Origin of the sequence: Mariniradius saccharolyticus AK6, assembly GCF_000330725.2 — a bacterium.
In the GTDB taxonomy this organism is placed as follows: domain Bacteria; phylum Bacteroidota; class Bacteroidia; order Cytophagales; family Cyclobacteriaceae; genus Mariniradius; species Mariniradius saccharolyticus.
The window spans coordinates 39,566-52,162 of sequence record NZ_AMZY02000014.1 but is presented as its reverse complement, the minus strand read 5'-3'; the positions used below and the strand labels follow the sequence as shown (position 1 = coordinate 52,162).

Annotated in this window: 8 protein-coding genes; 7 read left to right on the top strand and 1 reads right to left on the bottom strand. The window is 47.4% G+C overall.

The features are described 5' to 3' along the window. Positions 1-70: 70 nt before the first annotated feature. The 6 genes from C943_RS14485 (at position 71) to C943_RS14460 (ending at position 6,954) form a co-directional block, all read left to right on the top strand. Complete coding sequence (locus C943_RS14485; protein WP_008629203.1) at positions 71-943, top strand: glycerophosphodiester phosphodiesterase; 873 nt, start codon at positions 71-73, stop codon at positions 941-943. A 128-nt stretch (positions 944-1,071) separates the two neighbouring features. Next, positions 1,072-1,827 (top strand): DUF547 domain-containing protein, encoded by a 756-nt coding sequence (locus tag C943_RS14480; RefSeq protein WP_008629199.1) that lies wholly within the window; start codon positions 1,072-1,074, stop codon positions 1,825-1,827. Then, positions 1,820-3,172, top strand: a complete 1,353-nt coding sequence (locus tag C943_RS14475) for an NAD(P)/FAD-dependent oxidoreductase (protein ID WP_008629197.1) — start codon at positions 1,820-1,822, stop codon at positions 3,170-3,172. The genes C943_RS14480 and C943_RS14475 overlap by 8 nt, the downstream gene beginning before the upstream one ends. Continuing rightward, the gene (locus C943_RS14470) at positions 3,169-4,713 is read left to right on the top strand and encodes a 4Fe-4S binding protein (protein WP_008629195.1); all 1,545 of its coding nucleotides are present in this window, start codon (positions 3,169-3,171) and stop codon (positions 4,711-4,713) included. The genes C943_RS14475 and C943_RS14470 overlap by 4 nt, the downstream gene beginning before the upstream one ends. Further along, the gene (locus C943_RS14465) at positions 4,713-6,185 is read left to right on the top strand and encodes a cellulose synthase family protein (RefSeq protein WP_008629193.1); all 1,473 of its coding nucleotides are present in this window, start codon (positions 4,713-4,715) and stop codon (positions 6,183-6,185) included. The genes C943_RS14470 and C943_RS14465 overlap by 1 nt, the downstream gene beginning before the upstream one ends. A gap of 70 nt (positions 6,186-6,255) precedes the next feature. Continuing rightward, the gene (locus C943_RS14460) at positions 6,256-6,954 is read left to right on the top strand and encodes a glycosyltransferase family 2 protein (RefSeq protein WP_040480899.1); all 699 of its coding nucleotides are present in this window, start codon (positions 6,256-6,258) and stop codon (positions 6,952-6,954) included. 200 nt (positions 6,955-7,154) lie between these two features. Here C943_RS14460 and C943_RS14455 read toward each other — a convergent pair whose 3' ends face one another. Continuing rightward, on the bottom strand, positions 7,155-8,354 hold the full coding sequence (locus C943_RS14455) for a glycoside hydrolase family 2 TIM barrel-domain containing protein (RefSeq protein WP_008629191.1): 1,200 nt from the start codon (positions 8,352-8,354) through the stop codon (positions 7,155-7,157). A 249-nt stretch (positions 8,355-8,603) separates the two neighbouring features. On the opposite strand from C943_RS14455, the gene C943_RS14450 reads away from it, so the two are divergent. Beyond that, on the top strand, positions 8,604-12,497 hold the full coding sequence (locus tag C943_RS14450) for a glycosyltransferase (protein WP_008629189.1): 3,894 nt from the start codon (positions 8,604-8,606) through the stop codon (positions 12,495-12,497). Positions 12,498-12,597: the final 100 nt, after the last annotated feature.

Below are 12,597 nucleotides of genomic sequence, written 5' to 3'. Positions count from 1 at the left end.
TTTTTCACAAAACAATAACCTGCAGAAACCCCAGTCTTCTGGTTTTTGGATTAAATTGGAGGAAAAAACGATGAAGTTTCACTTATCATTACTGTTTTTACTTCTTTTTCCATTGGCTGTTTTCGCACAATTTTCCTACGACCTGCAGGGCCACCGGGGCAGCCGTGGCCTGATGCCTGAAAATACGATTCCGGCCATGATCAAAGCCATGGACTTGGGTGTCACAACCTTGGAAATGGATTTGGCAGTGACCAAGGACAAGGTGCTGATTCTCTCCCACGAGCCATTTATGAATCCGGTCATTTGCCTCGATTCGGAGGGTAAGGAAATCCCCAACGCCGACAGATCGCACAATATCTTCCAAATGGATTATGCGGAAGTCCTGGCATATGATTGTGGAACCAAACCTCACCGTGGATTTCCGGAGCAGGTCAAGTTCCATGCGACAAAGCCGAAGTTGGCCGATGTCATTGCCGTGGCGGAAAAATATGCCAAAGACAGGAACCTTCCCGCACCCCGTTACAATATCGAGATTAAAAGTTCGCCCGAGGGAGATGGCATTTACCATCCAACTGTAGCTGAATTTTCCGACCTTGTCGTACAGCAGATATCCCAATCCGTCGGTTGGGAGCGGGTCAATATCCAGTCCTTTGATTTTCGAGTTTTGCAATACATCCACGAGAAATACCCGGATGTTCCCCTGGCAATGTTGATCGAAACGGCAGGTACGCCACAGCAGCAGCTCGATAAGTTGGGCTTTATGCCGCAGATTTATTCGCCTGCCTTTGGTATGTTGACGAAAGAGACGGTGGATTTTTTGCATCAAAAAGGCATGAAGGTGATCCCCTGGACTGTCAATACAACCGAACAGATGGAAAAACTCCTCGATATGGGCGTCGACGGCATCATCACTGATTATCCTGATCGTGCGCCAAAAAAGTAACTCGCTACTTGTGGTGTGAGGTTTCCGCCTACAGAAAATAGGCGCAAAAATGTCCGCCTGAAGACAAAAGCCTGGGAGTTTTTCCTATATCTTCAATATTGAAATGCAAATCCCAAGCTTTGCCTCCGATGAAAGTCATTCTCACTTTTGCCCTATTCCTTTTCAACCTCTCCTGCGGCACGTCTGACTTGGGACAGCAAGGTTCGGTACCGCCAAGCCATGCGATTTGGCAGGAGTTGCTCCAAAAGCATGTAACGCCCGCAGGAAAGGTATCCTACAAGGGTTTTATCCAAGACAAGCAGAAACTCCAGACTTATCTGGACCTGCTTTCCAACAACGCACCAGACCGCGGCAAATGGTCCAAGCAGGAGCAATTAGCCTATTGGATCAATGCCTACAATGCCTTTACCGTCAAGCTCATTATCGACCATTACCCTGTCAAAAGCATCCGTGACATCAAGCCCAAGGTCAATATTCCCGTCGTCAATACGGTTTGGCACATCGAGTTCTTCAAAATCGGCGGAAAGCCTGCTTCCTTGGATGAGATTGAGCATAAGATTCTCAGGAAGGAATTTGACGAACCGAGGATACATTTCGCGATCAACTGCGCATCCTTTTCCTGCCCCATTTTGCTGAATGAGGCTTTTGTGCCGGAGAAACTGGAAAGCCAACTCGACCGCGTTGCCCGCCAATTTATCAACGATCCGCAGCGCAACCGTATCGCGGCAGACAAGGCGGAAATCTCCCAGATTTTCTCCTGGTTTCAGGAGGATTTCACCAAAAAAGGCTCCCTGATCGATTTTCTCAACCAATATTCAAAGGTGAAAATCAAACCGAACGCTAAAATTTCCCATCTTGAGTACAATTGGGCGCTCAATGAATAACCGCAAAATCATCATAATCGGCAACGGCATCGCCGGCATCACCGCCGCCCGGCACATCCGCAAAAAAGACGTGGGAGCGGAGATTTTGGTGGTATCGGGCGAGTCCGACCATTTTTTTTCCCGAACTGCCCTGATGTACATCTACATGGGACATATGAAATATGCCCATACCAAGCCATATGAAGATGGATTTTGGGAAAAAAACCGCATCAATCTCAAGCGGGCTTGGGTCGATACGGTTGATTTTCAGGGGAAAAAAGTGGAATACCGTGATGGCGGCACCGACGCTTACGACGTCTTGATCCTCGCGACGGGTTCCAAACCCAATAAGTTTGGCTGGCCGGGACAGGATTTGCAAGGGGTACAGGGACTTTATTCCCTGCAGGATTTGGAGCGGATGGAGCAAAATACCAAGGATATCAAAAAGGCGGTCATTGTCGGCGGGGGACTTATCGGCATCGAGATGGCCGAAATGCTGGCGAGCCGCAAAATCGAGGTCACCTTCCTCGTGCGCGAAGAAAACTTCTGGGACAACGTCCTGCCGAAGGAAGAAGCCCAACTCATTGGAAGGCATATCCGCGAGCACCATATCGACTTGCGTCTCGGTACGGAATTGGGAGAGATCATTGGCGACAGTTCAGGTCGGGTAAAGGCTGTCAGCACAAAATCTGGAGAAAAGATCGACTGTCAATTCGTAGGCTTGACGGTAGGTGTCAGTCCAAATATTGAATTCCTAAGAAATTCCGAACTGGGAACCAACCGCGGGATATTGGTCAATGAATTTTTCCAAACCAACATCCCCGATGTATATGCCATCGGTGATTGTGCCGAATTCAAGCAAGCCCCGGCGCCTGATCGCAGAAACATCGAGCAGGTTTGGTACACGGGACGTATGCACGGGGAGACCTTGGCCCACAACCTGACCCATAGCAAAGCTGTCCCCTACAAACCAGGGATTTGGTTCAATTCCGCCAAGTTTTTTGATATTGAGTACCAGACCTACGGGACCGTGCCTACGGCTTTGCCTGCAGATTGGGATTGGTTCTACTGGGAAGACCCAAAGGGAAAAAGGTGTTTTCGGATCGTCTTTGGGAAATCGGACAAGAAAATCAAGGGTGTAAATGCCCTTGGTTGGCGGCTTCGGCATGCTTATTTCGACAAGGCCATCGCCGAAGGATGGATGATGGAAAAGGTCCTTTTGCACCTGCAAAAGGCGAATTTTGATCCGGAGTTTTTTGATTCCCCGCATAAGGATGTCCTTGCTGCCTACAACGAGCAATACGGGAAATCCCTGCAACCCGCACTAAAATCATTGTTCCAAAACTTATTCGGTACCAAGGTATGAAGCAGTTCCAACAAGCCGGAATCGTCATTTTTGTAATCAGCTTGCTGCTGTTTTCGGTGCTGCCTTTCATTGGTAGCTACAAGCTGGAAAAGGAAACCTTAGCGGCGAGCGTGAAAACCGAGCATCTCGGCGTGATGGAGGAAGTCCTGGCGCCTATGGTCGGGCAGGAGTTCAGCTCCAACTTTGCCTTTATGGGGGAATTCAACCGCCTATTCGGAGGCTACAATGACGCAATGAAAGCCAATCAGCAATGGGACAAGGTCATTTGGGATAATTATGCATTCGCCTTGACCAAGGCCTCCGCACTTGGCCCTGTAAGCCAAAATCCTCATTTCTATTTATTCATCACGGTGGTTTTTGGAGTTGTCGGGGCGCTGATGTACATCCTGCCCATGTACCGTGGCAAGCCCGAAGGGATCAAGCATGACGGGATTTTCTTTTCTTCGATGAAATCCAAAGGGCTTTTGGGAATATTGACCGGGACTTGGCTCATTCTTTTTTACATCGTGCTGTACTGGTTTCCGGAATACCTGACAAACCTTGTCCTGATGGTTGACCCGATCAGCATGGCACTTTCCGGCAATCCCGCCAGCCAATGGTTCTTGTACGGCTTTGTGTACACTTTGGCTATTATCGTCATGGGTATCCGGATGTTTCGCAAGTACAGAGGCAATGCCTACCAAACCATCCGCACCGTCTCGGTCATGTTTTTCCAATTGGCCTTTGCCTTTCTTTTACCCGAAATCATGGTCTTGATGAACATGCCTTGGCATGATTTCAAAAATATCTGGCCTTTGGATTACTCCTTTTTCTACGATTACCGAATCGACGGCATGGTCAATGCCGGGGCTTTGGGTATGTTCATGCTGATTTGGGGGATAATACTCATCGTGTTGGGGGTGCCTATTTTTACTTATTTCTTTGGGAAAAGATGGTACTGTTCTTGGGTCTGCGGCTGTGGCGGACTGGCCGAGACCTTGGGCGACCCTTATCGGCAGCTTTCCGACAAATCCGTCAAGGCTTGGAAAATAGAGCGGTACCTGATTCACGGCGTTTTGGTTTTTGCCATATTGATGACTGGGCTGACGATTGCCAATTACTTCACGGAATTTGCCCTCTTGGGCCAAGCGACCAACCAATTGCACAGCATTTATGGCTTTGCCATCGGTTCCGCGTTTGCAGGTGTAGTGGGTACGGGATTTTACCCCTTGATGGGTAACCGCGTTTGGTGTAGATTTGGCTGTCCTTTGGCGGCATACCTGGGGATTGTACAGCGCTTTAAGTCCCGCTTCCGGATTACCACCAATGGCGGACAGTGTATTTCCTGTGGCAATTGCTCGACTTATTGCGAAATGGGCATCGATGTCCGCTGGTATGCGCAGCGGGGACAAAATATCGTCAGGTCCTCCTGTGTAGGCTGTGGTGTTTGTAGTGCAGTCTGCCCAAGGGGCGTACTCAAGCTCGAAAATGCCGACGAAGAGGGCAGAATCAATGAAAAGCCCATTTTGATCGGGAACAATTCCATCACCCTCAACGCCTGATGCTGTTTATTTACGTTTCATTGGGAATTTACTTCCTTGCCATGCTGTTTGTGTTTGCCTATGCGCTGGCACAAGCGGACCTGCTGTGGCATTTTTTTAAATTCAATAAGGAAAAACCCGCACCTCTCAGCGAGGAAAGCCTTCCCTTACCTTTTGTTACGATTCAATTACCCGTCTTCAACGAAATGTACGTGGTCGAAAGACTGTTGGCATCCGTGGCAAAAATCCACTATCCACTGGACAAATTGGAAGTCCAAATATTAGACGACAGCACCGACAGGACTCAAAAAATCATCCAATCAAAGCTCAAAGAGTTTCCGGGATTTCCATTTGTCTACATCCACCGGACAGACCGAAAGGGCTTTAAGGCGGGCGCTTTGCGGGAAGGCTTGGCGAGGGCAAGAGGGGAGTTTATCGCGATCTTTGACGCGGATTTTGTACCTGACCCGGAGTTTTTGTGCAAAACATTGGGGCATTTTGCCGACCCCCAAGTCGGCTTGGTACAGACCCGCTGGACGCACCTCAATGAAGGTTATTCCGTGCTTACCCGCTTACAGGCCTTTGCCCTCGATGCCCATTTCACGGTAGAACAGATGGGCCGTAACGCCCAAAACGCTTTCATCAACTTCAATGGCACGGGAGGAATTTGGCGGAAAAGCTGCATTCTAGACGCAGGTAATTGGCATGACGATACACTCACGGAGGATTTGGACCTGAGCTATAGGGCCCAGGAAAAGGGATGGCGATTTGTCTACCGTCCGGATATCGAGTCGCCTGCCGAACTTCCGCCCGTGATGCCTGCGATCAAATCCCAGCAGTTCCGCTGGACCAAAGGCGGAGCCGAGTGTGCGGTCAAGCATTTGGGGGAGGTACTGCGAAAACCCTACAGTTTGAGAAAGAAGCTTCATGCCATGGCCCATCTGCTCAATTCGGCGATTTTCGTGGCCATTCTGACGGCAGCAATCAGCAGCATTCCGATTTGGTATGGGTTCTACAAGGGCTTACTGGATGTGCAATATTTTCGTGCCGCAGCGGTGTTTCTGCTCGGGTTTGTCGTCATAGCCATGGTTTATTTTTTTGCCAACAGCAGTCTTTCTGGGCATTCTCCGAAGCGTTGGCTCCGCTTTGCTTGGGAACTGCCACTGTTTCTGTCGGCTTCGATGGGCTTGGCTTTGCACAACTCTCAGGCGGTTTGGGAAGCCTGGACCGGAAAAAAGTCCCCCTTTGTCAGGACACCGAAGTACAATTTGGTCGGAGGGGATCATGCTTTGCAAAAAAGTGCCTATCATCGCTTTCAAGTTCCGGTAAGTACCTATTTGGAATTATCATTTGGGATTCTCTTTCTATCCATAGCCATTTTGTCCGCAGTTTCTCATACCTATCCCTTTTTGGTATTTCACCTGCTGCTTGGATTAGGATTTCTGATGGTGGGGATCCAATCCTTGGTAGGCATTAGATCAATGCCTAGATAGGCTTTGTTCAGGAAAGCCGTTGGAAACACATAGAATGAATGAGAAAAATTTGTCAACAGTCAATTCGCAAATGCAAGGAAATCAGTTCCCGGTAGTAGATGTGTTGATTCCCGCCTACAACGAGGAGCAGTCCATCGGCAAAGTGATCGCTGAAATTCCTGATTTTGTCAGGCATATCGTCGTGGTCAACAATGCTTCTACGGACAATACCCGGGCAGCAGCAGAAAATGCCGGCGCAATCGTCTTGGACGAACCCCAAATGGGTTATGGCAAAGCTTGCCTTACAGGCATGGCTTGGATATCGAAGCAGGAAGTACGACCTGACATTCTTGTTTTTTTGGATGGGGACTTCAGCGATTTTCCCGCGCAAATGGCTAACCTAATCCAACCCATCCAAGATGGAAAGGCCGATTTGGTGATAGGTTCCCGGGCTTTGGGAAAAAGAGAACGGGGCAGCATGACCATTCCCCAGCGCTTTGGTAATTGGCTGGCTACGCGCCTGATGGATTACCTTTATGGCGTGAAATTTACCGATTTAGGGCCATTTCGTGCTGCCCGCTGGGCCAAGCTGAGCATTCTTGGGATGGAGGACCAAAACTACGGTTGGACGATCGAGATGCAGATCAAGGCCGCCAAGGCGGGCTGGAAGCTAGCCGAAATCCCTGTGGACTACCGCCGCCGTATCGGAGTCTCCAAAGTCTCCGGCACCGTCAAAGGCGTGATTGGGGCAGGGTACAAGATACTTTGGACGATATGGAGGTATAGGTGAGAAGCTAGATGTGAGACAGGAGACACAAGACACAAGATGCAAGACACAAGATGCAAGACACAAGATGGGTGCCTATTGGGGCGGGATGAGGGTTATTCAAGAAACGTAGGAAGGAATGCAAGCTTGGGTAGAGGAATAAAATCTTTATTTATCATGTAGTGCCAAGCAAAGGGGAAATTTGAATCAATAACACCCTTAATTCACCTTTTCAGGACATAAAATGGGATATTGTAGGAGGAGAAATTCCCCCGGCCATCAAGTGCATGGACAAAAATCCTGAACGGACCCTCATCTTTTGGGGTCTTGAATTGGACTCTTGGTCCTTTTGTATCCACAATCAGGGAGTCGATTGGGTTGGAATAGTTTTTATCAAGAAAGTAATTTTCTTCGTCCCTGATTTCCCAAATGAATTCCAATGAGTCTGCTTCGGGATCTTCTGCCAGTGCACTAGCCGTATAGATTTTGTCGCTTTCCAGGTATAAATTGTCCCTGACAAAACTTTTTGGGTCGTCAATCGAAATGTCGCTGACATAAGGAGCGGCATTTTCCACCGTTTTTCCAGACCATGCTTCTTTTAAAAACTGAAGGGAAGGCGTTTCAAGACCTTCCTTGGAGAAGAAACTGAACCAGGTTTGGGTACCCTCATGCTTGTGTCCCCAATAGAAAGCATACCCCCCAAAAAGAAGGGAGGAATCCTGCTGCATGATATTCCAATTCTGCTCAATGGCATGTCTTTTTTCAGCGTCCTTCAATTCCTTGGGCGCACCCCATTCGGTTTCTGGTGCCTGCCAATGACCCCAAGTTCCCCACTCGGAAAAAATATAGGCTTTTTTCCATCCGTCTTCCCCGTATATCTTTCCAGACATGCGGTCTAAGTCTCTAAAGGCATTAAAACCCAAGACGTCGATATGTGATAAAACTAGGCTGGTAAGGAAGTCAATTTTGGATGAATGATTCAAAGCAGTCATTGTTGGGTGATTTGGATCAACTTCCTTGACCATCTTCGCGACTTGATTGGTAATATAGTAAACTTCTAACCTAGTTCCACCTCCATACCCTTTCACTTCATTCCCAACCCCCCACATCAACAGGGCAGGATGATCTTTATACTTCTCTACAAAGGGCCTTATTTCTTCTATTTTCTTATCCACTTCCCAAGTTTTCCAGTAGGCGAAATCATTTCCCCAAAGTGGGCGACCGATTTCGATTCCTAGCGTCACCGTCAAACCAAGTTCGTGGGCTTTATCCAAAATGCTGTCGGCATCCTGCAGGTTCCAAGTCCTGATCGAATTCCCGCCGAATGCCGCTACCTTATCCATATGCTCAGTTCCAGCGGCACCTTTGATGTAATAGGGGGCACCATTCCTGTACAGGAAAGCCCTTCCATTTTCGTAACGCACCGCTACGGTAGGTGTCTGATTTTCAATATTTTTTTTGTGACAGGATGAAAAAATCCCAAGTAGAATTAGGAAGCAAAATATTATTCCCAAGCCATCGCTTTTCATTTTGTATTTCTTTTTTCTTTTTTGTGTTCAAAAATAATCCAAATATTTACCAAATAAACATAAATTTTATTTTACACCGACAAAATTGTTTTTTAGAAATAAAATAATGTTTTTTGCTTTAAAATATTTCACCTAATCTATTTTATGAACGGGAAACTTTTTCAGGGGAAACTGATCCTCTTGCTTGCGATTTCATCCTTGGTCATTTTCTTATATGGATTTTTTGAGGAGGTTAGGATTGGCTATCGATTTACCTACTACCTTTTGATGATTTCCTTGATCTTCAAACTGTTGAAGGTTGGGTTTGAATGGTACCACTTTGCTGGTCTGCCAAAACCGCGTCCCGTTTCAGCTAATCCCAAGCAGCCAGCTAGGAAATATACCGTCGACATGCTGACCACTTTCGTTCCCGGAGAGCCGTACGACATGCTGGAGCGAACGCTGAAGGCGATGGTAGCGGTGAGATATCCCCATACGAGCTACCTCTGCGATGAAGGCGACGATCCTATTGCCAAGCGCCTTTGTCGGGAACTTGGCGTTGTGCATGTGACCCGCCAAACACATGAAAACGCAAAGGCCGGAAATGTCAACAATGCACTCAAGCAGGCCACGGGTGAATTATGCGTGATTTTAGATCCGGATCATGCTCCGTTTCCTGAGTTTTTGGATCATGTCTTGCACCATTTTGATGATCCTGAAATCGGCTATGTGCAAGTCGTACAGGCATATGGCAATCAAAAGGAGTCCCTTATTGCGCAAGGCGCTGCCGAACAGACTTATTTGTTTTATGGGCCCTATATGCAGGCGATGGGGGAATATGGTACCGCCCAAGCGATTGGTGCCAATTGCACCTTCCGGAGGGCAGCATTGGACTCCATTGGAGGCCATGCCCCCGGTTTGACCGAAGACATGCATACCTCCATGCTGCTCCACGCCAAAGGATGGAAGTCTGCCTATGAGCCTGTGATTTTATCACGCGGGCAGGTTCCCAGCAGTATTTCAGCCTATTACAAACAACAATTGAAATGGAGCCGCGGCACCTTTGATCTCTGGTTCAATCTTTTCCCGAAGCTGTTTTTCAAATTCACTTGGCGCCAAAAGATACATTATGGCTTGTTGCCGATTTACTACCTGTTCGGATTTATCACCCTGATTGATGTTTTTGTACCGGCCTTGGCCTTAATTACGAGCGAGTATCCTTGGCTGATGGATCCCAAGGTGTTTTTTGTCTATTTCACCCCATTTTTCCTATTCAGTCTACTCTATCGGTTTTATGCACAAGCATGGCTCAATCATTCCGAAGAAAGAGGGATACATTTGGTTGGTGGTATGCTTCGAGTCGGGACCTGGTGGATTTTCATTATTGGATTCGTATATACACTTCTGAATATCAAGGTACCGTATATTCCTACGCCAAAGGAGCATTCCACCAAAGGGGAGTTTCTCTTGGGATTACCAAATCTGGTCTTGGCTTTGGTCTCCGTTTTTGCTGTCATTTATGGCTTGTATGTGGATTGGCAACCCTACAGCATGTTGATGGCGGTCTTTGCTGGCATCAATGCAGTGATCTTTTTTGGAGCATTTGCAATCGGCCAAACAACATGGGTGAACAATGCCAAGGCCAAATTCAAGTGGTTGAGGAACGCGGTCAACCTCGAACAACGCCATATCTCCTATTTGAAGTTCAGTAGGATCGCTTTTTACACGGCATTGGTAGTTTTGTTCCTTTCAACAGGGTTTTTTCTATTGAGTTCATTGCATCTCGGTAAGGATCGTTATTTGAACCCCACACCCAAAACACTAATCGAAAAGGAATTGGGTGGATTTTATACCGGGATTTATGATCCACATTTCGATTTTGAAACCGATATATCGCTTATCCAAAGGCACGAAGCCGATGCCGGGTTCCAATTCCCCATCGTTTCTACCTACTTGGCCTGGGGAGACGCGCCGCTACCACAGGAAAAATGGAAGCAAATCATCCAACACGGGGCCATTCCCATGGTGACTTGGGAACCCTGGACCAGCGATTTTGCCGCCTATGCGCAGATCGCAGATATCAAAAACAACCGCAAGGTATTTCGGTATATTTTGGATGGCTATTTTGATTGGTATATCGACCAAATGGCAGTTGCCTTGCGGGATTTGAACTCACCGGTTTTCTTGAGATTTGCTCACGAGATGGAAAACCCTATGTACCCCTGGTCTAGGTCAGGGAGTAATACACCGGAGGAGTTTGTGGCTGCTTGGAAATACGTCCATCTGCGATTTGAAAAGGTCGGTGCCCACAACGTGTCGTGGGTTTGGAGTCCGTGGTCCACCGAAGGGTTTGATGCCTATTTTCCCGAAGGAGAATACATTCAATATGTCGACTGGATAGGTTTGACCGCTCTCAACTATGGATCGGCCAGCAAAGATATGTCCTCCAAGACCTTTGAAGAGATATACAGACCATTCAAATCCAAGATCGAGGAGAAGGGATTTGATATTCCCGTCATGCTGGCGGAGTTCGGTTCCACATCTTATCGGGGTGAGAACGGGAAAGCATGGGTAAATGAATCGTTGGTTGTAATCAAAGATAAGTTTCCTGAAATAAGGTCTTTGGTAATCTTCTTCAGTGACTGGGATAGAAATTGGATTACCGACTGGCGTCCTTCCAATGACGAGTCATATATAGACTGGACCTTTGATCTAATTGGAATTGTGGATCAATTGACGGATTTGGACCTGTATCTGTGGAGAAATAATCGGAGGGCACAAGACTCCACAAAATCGAATTACGAAGCGCCAAGCTCCTTGGTCCGAGATACCTCCGGATTCAAGCTAATGGTGGATGGGGAACCTTTTTACATCAAAGGTGTCTGTTACAATGCGGGTCACGACTGGGAGGAGGGCTTTATGCCGCTTTCAAAGAGGCAATTGAAAGCTGATTTTTCCAAGATCAAGGAAATGGGAGCCAATACCATCAGGAGGTATGAGCCCGGCATTTATGATCGAAATATCCTTTCCGAGGCAAACAAGCAGGGACTGAAGGTGATGTTTGGATTCTGGTTTGATCCAAAAACGGATTTTTTCACGGATGAGAAAAAGCGAAAGGCATACGAAAGGCGGGTGCTGTCAACGGTGCGGCAACGCAAGGATGACAAAACCATCATCGCTTGGAATATCGGCAATGAAACATGGGGCTTGCTGAAAAAGCATTATGCCCAGCCGTACTTGACAGTTGTCAGGAGAAGTTACTTGGAATTTCTGAACGATTTGGCAGTCAAAATCAAGGAAATTGATCCCTCAAGGCCAGTTTTTTCCTCGGAAGAGCATGATAACGAGCGCTTGATTGCCGCGATCGTGCAGTACAAAGCGTTCGCCCCCCATCTTGATGGACTCGGTATCAATTCATACTACGAGCAAAATATCAGTCAGCTCCAAGATATCATGGATACTTTTTATCCCGACAAGCCTTATGTGGTCACCGAGTTTGGTCCCAAAGGGTACTGGAACACGGAATTGGGGGATTACCAGACGGGCGGACTTGCGATTGAACAATCCTCTCTCGCCAAGGCCGAGTGGTACCAAAAGCAATGGGAGGAATATATTTTGAAAAATCAAGGAAAAAACCTTGGTGGAATGGCCTTCAGCTGGGTCGATAGGACTGAAGGCTCGGCGACCTGGTTTGGCATTACGGATTATTTGGGCCGAAAAAAACCAGCCTATTATTACCTCCAAGATGCCTGGCGACCTGATATTTCCAAAACCAAGAATTTCCCCGACATCACCATAGTGGGTCATTGGGATCCGGTATCTCCCGGAGAAGGGCTTTGGCTTTCCGCCGCGGTGACAAATGAGTACCTAGGTACCTTGAACTATTCTTGGGTCGTGTACGACGAGGATTGGAAAAAAAGGACCTCTATTTTACAGACAATCAACAATGGGCAATTTGTAGAAATCAAAATTCCCGACAAACCGGCAAGGGCCTATGTGTATGCGGTTGACTCGGCTGGCAATGTGGTTACCGCGTCAAGACCTTTGGTCCTGAAATGAAAATAGCGGGAGGTTTTGGATTTTTGTGTGGCGAATTGCATATTCACATCGGCACAAAAGTGTAATTCCAAAGTAAATGGAGATACAGTTAACTTTGCTG